This is a genomic window from Ornithinibacillus halotolerans (assembly GCF_014637405.1).
Lineage (GTDB): Bacteria > Bacillota > Bacilli > Bacillales > Amphibacillaceae > Ornithinibacillus > Ornithinibacillus halotolerans.
Map to the genome: position 1 here is coordinate 15,578 of NZ_BMEY01000027.1, position 14,012 is coordinate 29,589.

Here is a 14,012-nt window from a genome sequence, read left to right on the forward strand (position 1 = left end):
ATCAACTTCATTTCGTACAATATTCTTATCAAAATAAACTCGACCCTCCCTATCAACTTCATTCATAAAGATCTTCTGCCATTGTAAACTCGATACCCCCCTAACAACAAAAAAATAACCCAGTTCCATAAACTGGGTTATTACCACATCTATTAAATCAACGTTTATTCAATAGATTATATTCTACTAACAACACTCCCTTCAGCAGTTAACTTTTCCTTTAAGGGGTAGCGTCAGGAAAATGCGAATTTACAACGCTAAGCCCATTTTCAAGACGATTCCCCCAGTTTTAACAACGTTAAGAAAGTTTCAATGGTCTTAAAGAATCTAACGAGACCATTTTCTCCGAATTAAAATGGTATTCTCCAAGTAAATTTAATATGTTCCCAACCTAGAGGTGACATATGGTGCAATAATTCTTCATTAAAACTACCTGACCGTTTTTGATATTCAACTGCCTTTGTTAGATGTAAAGTATTCCAGATACTGATGGCATTGATAATTATGTTTAAGGCACTGGCCCTTTGCAATTGATGCTGTATGGTTCGTTCCCTAAGCTCGCCTTGTTTTCCGAAGAAAATAGCTCTTGCCAGTCCATTCATGGCTTCTCCTTTATTCAATCCTTTTTGTATTTTTCTTCTTAATGATTCATCCGAAATATAATTCAAAATAAAGATCGTTTTTTCTATTCGGCCCATCTCACGTAAGGCGGTAGCCAAGCTGTTTTGTCTTGAATAAGAACCTAATTTCCCCATAATAAGGGATGCTGAAACTGTTCCTTCCCTTATAGAATGAGCTAATCGCAAAACATCCTCATAATTCTCTTTAATGACCTTTGTATTTATTTGTCCACGTAAAATGACTTCTAATTTTGGATACTCACTTGCCTTATCTATTGTAAATAATTTCGAGTCTGATAAATCTCGTATTCTTGGAGCAAATTTAAATCCTAATAAATGGGTCAGTCCGAATATTTGGTCTGTGTAACCAGCTTTAATTGTACTAGTATTAGAAGTAGTTATTAACGTATCTTGCGATAGTAACTACTTCTTTTATATTTCATTAAAGAATTATTATTTGTACTATTAAATTTATGAATATATAGTATCTTACGAATTAGGGGGTGGAATGTTGAAAGTACAAGAAGTTCTCATTCAAGAGAAGAAAAGATATCTGTTAATTGATAAGAGAGGCTATCCGGTCATACCGGTTGCAAAGTATATAAAGTATTTAGATAACATTGGAAAAGCTGAAAATACACTAAAGTCATACTGTTACCATCTAAAGCTTTATTTTCAATTCCTAGAGGAAAGTCGGTTAAGATATCAAGAAGTGAACCTTGATATCTTGGCTCAATTCATCGGTTGGCTGAGAATTCCCGATCAATCTACAAAAGTCATTTACTTTGAAGAAACCTTAGCTAAACGATCAGAAAGAATAGAAATCCATATAAAAAAAGTCGAATCCATCAAGGATATCGGCTTTTTTAGATTGAAATTTGCTTAGCGTACAAAATTTCCGAAATGTTGGCTGTACCCCTAAAATAAATCATCTGATTCAATGAAATGTAATGCCTATCATCACCTATTTTTATATGTACCTCAGACGAATTCCTATACCTCCGTTACTCTTCGATCATATTGTATTTGTACGAGGTGGTGTAAAATGTTTAAATTATATTTAGATCCTGGTCACGGGGGAGTGGACCCAGGAGCTATTGGCAATGGGATGCAGGAAAAAGAAATTACCTTAAATATTTCCCATAGCATCCGAAATCTCTTGGAAAACCATTATGAAGGCCTGCAAATTAAAATGAGTAGAACAGCAGATATTACGCGCAGCTTGAAAGAACGTACAGATGATGCGAATGCTTGGGGTGCAGATTATTTTCTATCCATCCACGTTAATGCATTTAACGGTTCAGCTCATGGGTATGAAGATTATATTCATAACAGTTTGTCTGATTCATCGAGAACAGCGTTAATTCGGGACATTATGCATGAAGAAATTGTCAAAGTAAATAACTTGCATAACCGTGGTAAAAAAAAGGCCGATTTCCATGTACTGCGAGAAACCAGAATGCCCGCTTTATTAACGGAGAACGGATTTATTGATCATGCAAGCGATGCCCAAAAACTAAGGGACCCGAATTGGCGGCAAGCGGTTGTCCAAGGGCATGTTAATGGGTTAGCACGCGCATTTAATTTGAAGAGAAAATCGACTAATCTGAAAAGCAATATGGCTATTAAACGTGTAATTGTTGACGGTGTGCAAGTAGGGGCTTACGCAGAAGAAGAAAATGTGTTGAGAACTGTACAACGCAACCTGAGAACAGCACAAAGGATTATTATTGAAAATGTGTAGTTTCGTTGGGATAACGGTTGCTTGACTGCAAGCACGTTAAAGTTTTATCAAAATGGATAGCTAGGCTGGATGAACAAAATATACGCTAAGCCTTTGATGTGACGGGCTTAGCATTTTTTTCTTGCTCTAAGTTGGTCCGGCCGATATAAGCCAGGACTAGCTTAATATCAGATGAATAGAACGAAGTTGTTGAGGGAATTATAGCTCATGATGTTTCTATTTCCAATTGTTGGATTTGAGGTGAGCTTTTGCCTAAGATTACTCCTATTCAGTCATACATGATTATTATGCTTTCGGTTGGATTAATGAACCACGTTATTATTATCCCTTTACTACTAGAAGCATCAAAGCGAGATGCCTGGCTCGTAGTGCTTCTTGTTTTTGTCGCTTCACCTGTTTGGATTGGTTGCTTGAACTACATCATTCAAAACATGAACAATCAACACATTAAAAAGTGGCTAGATCAGCACTTTGGAAAGTTTTTATCTGCAATCTTAGTGATTATTTATAGTTTGTTATTATGGCTCATGGGCTTTATTTCCTTAAAAGATACTCTAACATGGACAATCGCATCTTACTTGCCGCAAACACCGATACTAGTTCTTGCGGGAACCACACTTGTTGCATGCTTCTTTGCTGCTTTTCAAGGACTCCGTACAATTGCAATTGTGAGCGGAATATTGTTGCCATTTGTTGTTATTCTAGGTCATCTTGTGGCGATTGCCAATTTTCAGTTTAAAGATTATACCCTGCTTTTTCCTTTGTTAGAAAACGGGACAACTCCATTATGGAAAGGTGTTCCTTACGTTGCCGGGGGATTGCTGGAGTTGTCTTTCTTGATGTTGCTGATTCAGCACAAATTAACAAAAAAAACAGGATTTAAAAGCTTGATGTTGATGTGCTTCATCCTTACAGGACTTACGTTAGGACCATTAATGGGATCGATTGCTATATTTGGCCCTGATGAAGCGGCTAACCAAAGATACCCCGCTTACGCTCAATGGAGAAGCGTTAGACTGGGAGAATATGTGGAGCATGTCGATTTTTTTTCGATTTACCAGTGGCTATCCGGTACATTCATTCGTGTGTCCCTTTCTATCTATCTCTTGGGAGAATTGTGGAATTTACAAAAACGCAGATGGTTACCTGTGTTATTTGGCGCATTGGCCATGCTTGTTGCCATTTTGCTGCCGATGAGCGACATGGCTTTTCTAGACTTGTTAGGAAGGTTTTATTTTCCTTCATTTTGTATCTTTACAGTAGGGACCTTGATCCTGTATGTTGGTCGAATGATCATCTCAAGAATTCGCCAAAAGGAGTGACTAGCTAGGATGAATAAACTATTCCGACGAATGAAAAGATTATTTGGAAATCAGGGGGCAGAAAGCAAGAGGCCATCGCCTAATACAGAGGCAACAGTCTTGCAACCACTTAATGAACAATCACTCATCCAACACTTTAAAATGTGTCAAGATGTTAAGCACCATGTTTACAAATTAAACCCTGATGATGAACAATCGAGAATCCTATTGCTTTATTGTGAGGGGTTAAGTGACAACCAAACATTCATTCATGAAACTGTGCTTCCTCATTTGACCCGATTTTATGAAAACAATGGTTTTCATCATCAGGAGGAAATGGTCGAGTCGAGCCAACTACAATTAGAGTTCGTTACTCTTGAAGAGTGGGAGCAAACGGCCGAAACGGATATTTTTGAAGGCAAACTGCTTTTGTTTATTCCGACCCTACGCTCCTTATTCTCCCTCGATATCTCAAAAAAACCAGCGCGAAATCCGGAAGAATCCAGTATTGAGGTCTCGGTACGTGGACCAAAGGATGGATTTGTGGAAGAACTTGGAGTCAATGTGGCGTTAATTCGGAAACGAATCAAATCAACCAGTATGGTTTATGAAACGAAAAAAGTAGGCGTTCGCACGAAAACAACCGTTGCGATTCTATACATGCGTGACATTGTTGATCCTAAGATTGTTCAAGATGTAAAGAATAAATTAGATGATCTTCACATTGACGGAGCGTTTAGCGCCACTCAGCTAGAAGAATTAATGGAACCGACAAAAGCATTATTTCCTTTGATGGGGTATACAGGCAGACCAGACTTTACCGTTAACTGTATGCTAAATGGCCGTGTAGCGTTGATTGTGGATGGTACACCAGCTGCGTTGATTGCGCCTGCCAATTTATTTTTGCTTGTGAAAGCACCCGAAGATATCCACTTTGCTGCTTTGTCAGCTACATTTGGTCAAACGCTTCGTTTACTTGGTTTGTCCGTATCGCTACTGCTTCCTGCATTTTTTGTTGCCATTCTTTCCTATCATCAAGATCAGCTGCCCTATTATCTGCTTGCCACTTTGGGGATTAACCGGTTGGGAATCCCTTTTGATGTGGCAACTGAAATGTTTATTGCACTTATCTTCTTAGAAATCCTGCGGGAAGCTGGTACCCGACTCCCTTCTGCGGTCGGCAGCACGGTAACGGTTGTAGGAGGACTTATCCTGGGGGATGCAGCCATTCGTGCAGGATTCTTATCCCCTGGTATTGTTGTCATCGGAGCAATTACACAGATCTTTGGTTCAACTTTATCGAGCCTATCATTGGCTGGAACAATTAGTATCTTACGCTTTTTTCTTTTCATTCTGTCTGCCATGCTTGGCATTTATGGCTTCTTTCTTGGATTATTTATTGTGCTCAGCCATTTAGCCTCATTGCGTTCATTCGGCTTGCCTTACTTGGCCCCAATATCATCTCCATTTAAAGACTTGGCCAACGCTTTGTTCCGACTACCTTGGCCATGGCGAAACACTCGACCGGACATGTTGAAGACACGAGATTCTACAAGGCAAGGGGACAGGCATAAATGAGGAGATATAAAAGTATGGTTGCACTTTTCCTTCTTCTCACCCTTACCGGTTGCTGGAGCAGATATGAAGTGCAAAACATGAACTATGCTACGGCTGTTGGAATAGACTATGTCGATGGTCAATACACCTTATATGTGCAATTGCTTGATTTCTCGACAGTGGCCAAGCTGGAGGGACAGCAAAAAGCGGAGCAGCCCCCGGTTTGGGTGGGCAAAGGCGAAGGTTCCTCGTTTACGGAGGCGGCAAATGATTTGTACAGTACATCACAACAACGCTTAAACTTGGGACAAATCTCTGCCATTTTGTTCAGCGAGAGATTGATGAAGGAAAACAAAGTCGGAGAAGTGCTGGAATTGATCAATCGTTATCGTGAAATAAGGTACTTGGCCTGGCTGTTTAGCACAAGAGAGCCTCTTGAAGAAATCTTGCTGGCAACTCCATTTTTTAGATTACCGCCAAAGGCATCCATTCTTCACAATCCCGAGCAAAGTTTCAGACAGTTCTCTATCCTTGCTCCGGTCCGCCTGCAACAATTTGTACTGGACTCAAACGAAAAGGCTAGAACCAGTTATATACCGGAATTATCGCTTCGCAAAGGTCAATGGCAGGAAAGTAATAAACCAAAAGAGCAGCTTAGATATTCAGGCGTACAAGTATATGATCTAAACAATTATTATGGACGAATGGATCTTAAGGATTTGTCGGGAATGCCCTGGCTAAGTACTCACACGATCCGAGTACCTCTTGATTTGTTTACCGAAGAGAAGCTTGCGGCTATTCTTGTCGCAGAAAAACCCAAATATGAAGTGACTCCTATTGTGAAATTGAACAAGGCGTATTTCGATATTTCAGTAAAAGTGAAGGCGGGGATCAATGAATTGCATACGGACCTTACCGAAAAGGAACTCACACAAATGGCTCAGGAAAAAATAGAGGAGCAAATCCGCAAAACGTATCAAACTGCTTTTAAAGAGGGTATAGATATTTACAATTTGGGCGAATCTTTGTATCGCAAACATCCACATCAATGGAAGAGCATTGCCACAGGAAAACAGCAACTCGTTTTAAACCCAGATTCCCTGCGCCATGTAAAGGTTGAGGTGAATATTGTTTACCCTGGAAGATATAAATTACATGAACATGGTGAATCCACCTCGTGATTCTGGCAAGTGAAATTATTAACTCACCTTGCTTCTTCTGCTTAGCGTTGGGGAAGCAAGGTTTTTGTTTCCCAAAAAATAGTTTAACGTTGTAAATCCGCATTTTCCTGACGGAACCCCTTTAATATATTAGCCACTTCAACCGGGTTAGTAATCGGAAGAAAATGGTGTCCATTAGAAATGATTTTAACAGCTTGATCCGAATGTACTTTTTTAAATTCTTCCACTTTCCCATTACTGAAATCATCTAAACTATGTTCTGCTACTAGCAACAAGAAAGGCTTGTCCACTTTTTGTTTTAAGCAAAAGTCTGTCTTCGTTACTTCTTTTGATAAACTATTTAACGCTACTTCATTACTATGGTGTTTGTACACATGATCCTGCAAGACAAAATTATTCAACAGATACGTGTTAAAATTTTCCCGTACTTCTTCTGTTAACCCTTCCATCGAATTAGTAGTTTCACGTACGGCTTCTTCGAGGTCCTCTAATCGTTCAATTATTGGTAGTTGAATTTCTTCATCAAAATCTTCTCGTTCTCCTAGGAAATAGTAACCTCCATCTAATAAAGTTAAAGACGAGACATAATCTGGATATGCAGAATAAAATGCCTGTATGATCCAACCTCCAATGGAATTGCCGATAAAATGTGCGGTTGAAATCTTCCATTCTTCCATTAAATTTCTAATGTCTTTTATATATGTAGTTATCGAATAATCTTCTTGCTCAGTTTGATTATGCCCTGGTAAATCGATAGCAATCATTCTATATTCCTTCATATATTTAGATAGAATTTCATAAGTCTCTTTTCTTTCACCAAGCGCTGGTAGAGCGATAATTGTTTTATCACTATCTTTTTCTCCATATACCGTATAACATAACATTAGATTTCCCCCATTTGTCTTAAGTTGTTTTATTTACTATATCAAAATATGGAACAATCTTCTTTAAATATATCCAAGTTTCTAATAATAGTTAACATAAAAAGCGATAACGACTATTTCTTCTTATTATTCAAGTCCTTGATTACCCTTATCGCTTCATCAATATGAATAACTGGGATTAGCTCTATATTCAATCCCTGTTCTTCTTTAACTTCTACCGCTTCCTCCATATTAGTGCTCGGTAAAATGACATATGGAAACTCACTCTCTTCAGAACTAATTAATTTTCCCTTTATACCCCCTACCTCTAATACTTCACCAGATGGATTAATTGCTCCTGTGACTCCAAAATCTAGATTATTGGTTATTTCTAATTTATTAACTAATGCAGATAGAGCCAACCCCAACCCTGCACTATTTCCATCTATATCCTCTCTTTGTAAAAAATCATCAATGACTGCTGTGTCACCACCCAAATATTCCGATACATTTTCCCCTGTTATTGCAAAATCATCCTTTTTTAAACCAAGCATACTCATTAGTTCCGTATTTTTACTACGGTAGCGATCCATATTGGTGATTTTTCTAAACTGATGACAGGCTGAAATTGTCTTTCATACGTTTCGATAATTAAATTCTCATCTTCTATATATGGAACTTCAAAACTTCTTACTGTCAGAATGTGAATGCCAGATCCTTCCACTGCTTCAATCGGTTCAGCGACACTATTGACAATAAATGTAAACGGTTCAAAGTAAATTAATCGATATTCATAGATGAGAATTAAGGTAACTAGAACGATTGAAAAGACATACTTTCTAACAACCTTTTTTTCTTTACGATATATAAAATATAATCCTACAAAAAATAAAAATAGCAGTAAGAGAAATGTGATAAATACAAAACTATTAATGAGATCCAAATAGTAAAGGATCCACATCATGACATATAATCCCATCAATGTTAAACCAAATAGTGCATCCTTGAACCATTGACTTATCATATAATCTCTCCCCCCTCACATCCTAGTACTATACTTTTAATTCTTCCGATTGGATTACTAAGGCGGTTAATCCTTCGTCACTTCCACTTAAGTGGCCTTCCCCTTTGTTCCAAAATACCCCTTCACCACTTTTAAGATAAACCTTTTTCTTATCTTCACCTTCCACCCATCCCTCGCCATTTACAACGACAAACAACTGGGGTACTGGTGCTTGATGGTATCCAACGACACCACCTTTTTCAATATGAATTAGTCCGATATTTGTTGGTTCTTCCGTCTTCATTATTTTTGAATATGTAGATAAAATTGAATCATAGTTATTTATTTCGTTTCCTGCCGCTTTCCCGAAATTTACTATTTGCATGTACTCTTGATCACCTTTCACGTAAACTAACTTTATATCAGTTTAATACTACCATATTTTTCTAATAACAATGGGAAATTTTATAAAAAGGTGACCCAAAATTGGCTGACTAATTGTTTATAAACTATAAGTAGTATCTTAAAGTGGTAGTACAATTAAGAAGGATATCACACCTTTTGTGTCGAACTATAAGTAATGCAATCATAATGAAAGTGAGGTTCATGCTTTGTGTCCATAGTCAGAATGACAGATACTTTATTAACTCGTTACAAAAATCAAATCAAAAAGCACCATCCTTTCATCGTAGGTATTGATGGGCTAGGTGGAGCTGGGAAGACTACCATTATAAAGAAACTAAGCGAAGAACTTGAAGATAAAGGTTATCATGTAATAACAATACATATCGATGATCATATTGTTGAATCTAGCAAACGATATAATACAGGAAATGAAGAGTGGTATGAATATTACTATCTTCAATGGGATATTAATTTGTTACAACTCGAACTTTTCCAAGCATTATACGATGGCAAGAAACTAATAAATTTACCCTATTATAATAAATCAACAGACACTGTATCCATTAAACAAATAAACATAACCCCCACCTCAATCATCATTATTGAAGGTATTTTTATTCAAAGACAGGAATGGAGAACGTATTTTGACTTTGTTATCTTTATTGACTGCCCTTATAAAGTAAGAACGGAAAGGGTTTTAAATCGAGACCTTTATATTGGAGACTATCAAAGTAGATTAAACAAATATCAAAGGAGATATTGGATAGCCGAAGAACACTATATGAAAACGGAAAATCCTTTAGAAAAAGCAGATGTCATATATGAATGGTTTTTTAACAAAACTAGCAATATTTTCGTATTGTACTTTAAACTAACTTAATGCAATAATACATTGAATCGAACTTCCATATAAATGGATTTTCAGTTTTTTCAACTTTAACAACATAGCCAATACCAAAAAAATAAAGACCACCAAATTGATGATCCAATACGACGCCTTTTATCTAGTATTAATTACAGCTCTATTAGTCATTCACTTCTAGCAAATTTCATTAATAAAAAACTAATTAAATAAATAACACAAGATACACCAAATAATGCAAAAACCCCAGGTGTTAGAACTAAATACAGACTAGCAGGTAACGCCCAAACAAAAGCAATGAACAACAATATTGGTCTAGTTGTAAGAGCAGCAAATATAGCTAAACAGGCAGGAAGTAAGAGCATAAATAATGTTGTTAACATCGGCTCAGCTTCAAATTGATTTGAATAGGGATTAAAGAAGTTTAGGATTATCCAAAGAATTATGGTAAATAGACCGCCGAGTATACCTAACAATTTTGATGTCATTCTAATTGGTAACCCTCCTTTCGTTTCTACAAAACAAGAAAAGAAATTTAGGAATTGAACAATTCTATTGTTACATTCCCGTATCCAAATCAACTTCTACACATTCTAATTCCTCACTAGCAAAGAGTGCCTCCATTAACTCTTTATTTCCACCTACTAAGGTAAAATCGGCATCATAATTCGTATGCAGGCACCAACTTTTATCTTCTGCCCACCAATATGTTGGCGAACCAAGACCAATATGATCACCCTTATGATACATGGATAAAACATCATCCAGTTTCCCAAAATAGAATAGCCCCGTTTCGAAATCTTGGAAATCATGAAATTCATTAATCACTTTTAAATAATCATATTTAAAATAACATTGTTCATGTTTTGTAAAAGGCTTGAAAATAGAAACTAATTCACGTAGCGTATTTTCATCCGTACTACCTTCGCCGCCTAAGATTAAATATCGAGGATATCCCCCTAAAGCAGAAGCAAGTGTAGAGCTACTTATCTCTTTTGTGTATGGTAAGTTATACTTTTCAGCCAATGTCTTAAACGTAGTTCTTTTTCCATAATTAAAATCCATCGGTTTATCTTCCGAAGGGGGTTCGCTTTGGCTGTAAAATATCGATTCATCCTTTATGTTTTTATCAAGATAGACCGGATGTAGAATTTTGCAATAGTATTCATATCTATTAGGCATTAGGTTTAAAACTTTAGGACTATCCTCACTATCAAAATGAATTCTAACTGTCTCCTCTTTAATCCAATTGAATTCGTTAACATCTTTTAGCCTTAACATGATATCACCTCGTAATTGGATAATAGATTCCTATACAGATCTCCTAATTTATAATAGGAATAAGACTTTCATTATTTATTGATTTAACCAAACGAGGTGATCGAATTAAAAGTGATAAAAGCAAGAATACCAAAGGATTGAATCGTAATCCCAACAATACTAAATATAAAACCAGCTGTAGCTAAACCCCTACCATTTTCATTTGCTGTTTTTCTTGAGAATACAAGACCAATAATACCAGGGACTAATCCAATCAATGGTAGAACAATAGAAAATATACCAAGTGTTAATGAAATGGTAGATTTACTGTTTGTATCCACTCTTCCACTCATTTCTCTTCCCCCTTCCTTTATATGTATTTGACCGTATTATATAGACAGATTTGACATATGACTAATCTATTTATATTTAAATATAACTACATGACAATCCTCACATCTTAATGCTGGTATTTTACCTAATTTAATATATGCTTTATTTACTAATACTTCACCTCCAATGTCAGTAAATACCGAATCAGGCGATTCTGACCAACTTATTCGGCGAGTTGAAAAAATATAGCCCTGTTTTAGCTCATTCCTGCATTCAGGACATTTTTGAGCATCATCCATAATGAATTACACCAACCTTTCACATCTCCATATTTTCGATTTGTCAATCTTATAATCCGCACCGAATACATAATACCTACACTTCAACACTAACTAATTCCAAAAGAATTTCTTCTATTACATTAGAAAAATTTGCTTCTTTCCAAAGGGTTACAGCATTACGTACCCCATACTTTTCAATTAATCTATTTACAACAATATAACCAATATAATAACCTAAACGCATGTAACCAAAATGTTTACCACCATTAATTGAAAACCACTCACGGAAAATCTCAGTTGGCGACTGTCCTTTATAGTCCTTGATGAAGGTAGTTAAAATATTTGTTAGATTGTCTTGGGCAAATTTCAACCAATCTTTCTCACGATCAAAATAGCCATAACTAAAATAAACAGACTCCTCTGCAATGGTTACTTGTTTCGAAAAATAGGTTGCGCACCCTTCTTGTAATAGCCAAACAAGTGGATCATTCCAATTTATTTTTGACCAATTTATCTCCGCTTGATCGGATAAAAAATTGTGTAAAGCATGACCAAATTCATGTGCAATAATCACGTTCAAATGTTCATCCTTAGAAGAAAGCCTTTCTAAACAAAATGTAACATCAGGTATAAATTGACGGTGTGTATAAGCATTTGATCCATATAAGCCAACTATAATATGTACTTCTTTCTGAAAGTCAAAATCGTACTTTTGTTTATAACATAAAAGTACTTGTTTGATTATTTTCTCGATTTTACTATTGGATAATTTAATGTCATTTAATTGCTCTGGATATTTTTCAATAGCTATCTTTTTCTTCTCATCTACATTTTTACAATGATATAAGAAGTATTCCTTAAAGTGTGTTGCGTATTTCTCATGATATTGATTTATAAAATGCTCTGTCGGAGTGAAATTACTCAAAAAATATGGAACGGTATTGTGAATTTTCATTTTTGGTCCCCCTAATAATTCTATTCCCTTCACTTAGTCTGCCTTTAATCCTTGCACCATCTTCACCATTATTAACCCAACATTATTTAAAAGTAAGATAGTTCTGAAAATCGATACAGTCAATATAAGTGTTGATAAAAAACCTACAGACATTAAAGTTATTAACTTTCGTTTGTTTTTTGGCGTTCTTGAAAGCTCAATTGACACGGCAATCCATAAGATAATAGAAATGATCGCTACAATGGTAGTAACATTTGTAGACACATTTAAGCCTCCTAAGTTAAAACCTTTTCCGTTATATTTCTAAGATTGATATTCCCCTATAACTCTATATTTATTGTACCTATGTTCTATTATTTCCTCAGCTGTATAAGAGGAAAATTCAAGCAATGAGTTTTTAATAACATTTCGTACTTCCACTACTTGTTTTTTGAGATCATTATGTGCGCCACCCTTAGGCTCAAGTACTATTTCATCAATTACTTCCAACTCTTTCAGATCATCTGCCGTAATTTTCATCGTATTGGCGGCTTCCTGCCCTTTTGTACTATCTTTCCATAAAATAGTTGCTGCAGATTCAGGAGCAATGACAGAGAACCAAGTATTCTCCAACATATGTATGTGATTTCCAACGCCTATAGCTAAAGCTCCTCCACTCGCACCTTCTCCAATAACAATACAAATGATAGGTACTTGTAGCCCAGCCATTTCTAGAAGGTTTTCTGCAATTGCACGTGATTGTCCTCTTTCTTCAGCCTCTTTTCCGGGAAAAGCACCTTTTGTATCAATAAAAGTAATTACTGGGCGATTAAATTTCTCAGCCTGTTTCATCAATCTTAGTGCTTTTCTGTAGCCTTCAGGATTGGGCATCCCGAAATTTCTTCGTATATTCTCTTTTGTATCTCTTCCTCTTTGTTGTCCAATTATCGTGACAGGTATGTCTTCAAAAAAGGCAACGCCACCAACAATGGCTTGGTCATCGCCAAAATAGCGGTCTCCGTGTAATTCGATAAAATTATCAAATAATAATGGGATATAATCTAGGGTAGTTGGTCTTTTAGGGTGTCTGGCAATTTGTACTCTCTGCCAAGGGGTTAAATTACTGTAGATTTCTTCTTCTAACTTTTCAATTCTTTGTTTAAACATGTTAATTTCAACTGATAATTCAACTTGATTTGATTCCGATAAATTTTCCAGTTCGTGAAGTTTTTCTCTCAGTTCAACCAATGGTTTTTCAAACTCTAAATAAATATTTATTTGATACACCTCCAGTATAAATGTTTATTTATATATTCGATATTTTTTTATAAAAACATTCTAATAATAGTTTGATTTCTAGTTCGATCATCTTATGGACTAAAATATAGAAATAAAAAAGACGATCACATTGGAATCACCTTGTACATAACTTACTTCTTCTTCTCGTAAATTGCTACTGCTATAGTAGAAAGACCTGCTACTATCGCTAATGGTAAAGCCTTTGCCATATGGAATTCTGGGATATAGCTTTGAAAATATACGATTAATAACGCAAGAATGGAAAGTGCCATTATACTTATTAGTAAAAATCTTATTATATTACTCATACCGTCCTCCTTCCTATGTAATGAAATCCCATAAATTAATTTTATTTTTACGACTAAAAAC

Annotated in this window: 18 protein-coding genes and 1 pseudogene; 6 read left to right on the plus strand and 13 right to left on the minus strand. The window is 36.0% G+C overall.

Annotated features, from left to right (window positions below):
- Window positions 1-298: 298 nt before the first annotated feature.
- Window positions 299-1,001 (minus strand): annotated as a pseudogene (locus tag IEV35_RS18290) (Tn3 family transposase); the annotation flags it as partial.
- Between the two features lie 130 nt (window positions 1,002-1,131).
- Here IEV35_RS18290 and IEV35_RS18295 point away from each other — a divergent pair.
- The 5 genes from IEV35_RS18295 to IEV35_RS18315 all read left to right on the plus strand — a co-directional run bounded on the left by IEV35_RS18295 (window position 1,132) and on the right by IEV35_RS18315 (window position 6,403).
- Window positions 1,132-1,506 (plus strand): site-specific integrase, encoded by a 375-nt coding sequence (locus tag IEV35_RS18295; protein ID WP_229740802.1) that lies wholly within the window; start codon window positions 1,132-1,134, stop codon window positions 1,504-1,506.
- 159 nt (window positions 1,507-1,665) lie between these two features.
- Window positions 1,666-2,364, plus strand: coding sequence for an N-acetylmuramoyl-L-alanine amidase family protein (locus tag IEV35_RS18300; RefSeq protein WP_188386101.1), 699 nt, complete (start codon window positions 1,666-1,668; stop codon window positions 2,362-2,364).
- Between the two features lie 278 nt (window positions 2,365-2,642).
- A complete protein-coding gene (locus IEV35_RS18305; protein WP_046128789.1) occupies window positions 2,643-3,686 on the plus strand; it encodes a GerAB/ArcD/ProY family transporter in 1,044 nt (347 codons plus the stop codon).
- 9 nt (window positions 3,687-3,695) lie between these two features.
- Entirely contained in the window at window positions 3,696-5,243 is a 1,548-nt protein-coding gene (locus IEV35_RS18310; RefSeq protein ID WP_229740803.1) for a spore germination protein, read from the plus strand.
- Window positions 5,244-5,257: 14 nt separating this feature from the next.
- A complete protein-coding gene (locus tag IEV35_RS18315) occupies window positions 5,258-6,403 on the plus strand; it encodes a Ger(x)C family spore germination protein (protein WP_188386103.1) in 1,146 nt (381 codons plus the stop codon).
- Window positions 6,404-6,486: 83 nt separating this feature from the next.
- On the opposite strand, the gene IEV35_RS18320 is transcribed toward IEV35_RS18315, so the two are convergent.
- From IEV35_RS18320 to IEV35_RS18335, 4 genes are all read right to left on the minus strand, one after another.
- Window positions 6,487-7,287 (minus strand): alpha/beta fold hydrolase, encoded by an 801-nt coding sequence (locus IEV35_RS18320; protein WP_188386104.1) that lies wholly within the window; start codon window positions 7,285-7,287, stop codon window positions 6,487-6,489.
- Window positions 7,288-7,400: 113 nt separating this feature from the next.
- A complete protein-coding gene (locus tag IEV35_RS18325) occupies window positions 7,401-7,859 on the minus strand; it encodes a S16 family serine protease (protein WP_188386105.1) in 459 nt (152 codons plus the stop codon).
- Window positions 7,826-8,290: a hypothetical protein gene (locus IEV35_RS18330; RefSeq protein WP_188386106.1), complete on the minus strand. Its 465-nt coding sequence runs from the start codon at window positions 8,288-8,290 to the stop codon at window positions 7,826-7,828. The genes IEV35_RS18325 and IEV35_RS18330 overlap by 34 nt, the downstream gene beginning before the upstream one ends.
- Before the next feature lie 28 nt (window positions 8,291-8,318).
- Window positions 8,319-8,654 carry a cupin domain-containing protein gene (locus tag IEV35_RS18335; RefSeq protein ID WP_188386107.1) on the minus strand — a complete coding sequence of 112 codons (336 nt, stop codon included), beginning with the start codon at window positions 8,652-8,654 and terminating at the stop codon, window positions 8,319-8,321.
- A gap of 243 nt (window positions 8,655-8,897) precedes the next feature.
- Here IEV35_RS18335 and IEV35_RS18340 point away from each other — a divergent pair, with 243 nt between their 5' ends.
- Window positions 8,898-9,554, plus strand: a complete 657-nt coding sequence (locus IEV35_RS18340; RefSeq protein ID WP_188386108.1) for a kinase — start codon at window positions 8,898-8,900, stop codon at window positions 9,552-9,554.
- A 149-nt stretch (window positions 9,555-9,703) separates the two neighbouring features.
- Here IEV35_RS18340 and IEV35_RS18345 read toward each other — a convergent pair whose 3' ends face one another.
- The 8 genes from IEV35_RS18345 to IEV35_RS18380 all read right to left on the minus strand — a co-directional run bounded on the left by IEV35_RS18345 (window position 9,704) and on the right by IEV35_RS18380 (window position 13,951).
- Window positions 9,704-10,024 (minus strand): hypothetical protein, encoded by a 321-nt coding sequence (locus IEV35_RS18345; protein ID WP_188386109.1) that lies wholly within the window; start codon window positions 10,022-10,024, stop codon window positions 9,704-9,706.
- A gap of 70 nt (window positions 10,025-10,094) precedes the next feature.
- Window positions 10,095-10,817 (minus strand): hypothetical protein, encoded by a 723-nt coding sequence (locus IEV35_RS18350; RefSeq protein WP_188386110.1) that lies wholly within the window; start codon window positions 10,815-10,817, stop codon window positions 10,095-10,097.
- Between the two features lie 83 nt (window positions 10,818-10,900).
- Window positions 10,901-11,149, minus strand: a complete 249-nt coding sequence (locus IEV35_RS18355; RefSeq protein ID WP_188386111.1) for a DUF4190 domain-containing protein — start codon at window positions 11,147-11,149, stop codon at window positions 10,901-10,903.
- Window positions 11,150-11,215: 66 nt separating this feature from the next.
- Entirely contained in the window at window positions 11,216-11,428 is a 213-nt protein-coding gene (locus IEV35_RS18360) for a PF20097 family protein (protein ID WP_188386112.1), read from the minus strand.
- Window positions 11,429-11,504: 76 nt separating this feature from the next.
- Window positions 11,505-12,365 (minus strand): DUF5700 domain-containing putative Zn-dependent protease, encoded by an 861-nt coding sequence (locus IEV35_RS18365; RefSeq protein WP_188386113.1) that lies wholly within the window; start codon window positions 12,363-12,365, stop codon window positions 11,505-11,507.
- 33 nt (window positions 12,366-12,398) lie between these two features.
- On the minus strand, window positions 12,399-12,629 hold the full coding sequence (locus IEV35_RS18370) for a hypothetical protein (protein WP_188386114.1): 231 nt from the start codon (window positions 12,627-12,629) through the stop codon (window positions 12,399-12,401).
- A 39-nt stretch (window positions 12,630-12,668) separates the two neighbouring features.
- Window positions 12,669-13,622 carry an acetyl-CoA carboxylase carboxyltransferase subunit alpha gene (locus IEV35_RS18375; protein WP_188386130.1) on the minus strand — a complete coding sequence of 318 codons (954 nt, stop codon included), beginning with the start codon at window positions 13,620-13,622 and terminating at the stop codon, window positions 12,669-12,671.
- A gap of 152 nt (window positions 13,623-13,774) precedes the next feature.
- The gene (locus tag IEV35_RS18380; RefSeq protein ID WP_188386115.1) at window positions 13,775-13,951 is read right to left on the minus strand and encodes a hypothetical protein; all 177 of its coding nucleotides are present in this window, start codon (window positions 13,949-13,951) and stop codon (window positions 13,775-13,777) included.
- Between the last annotated feature and the right edge of the window lie 61 nt (window positions 13,952-14,012).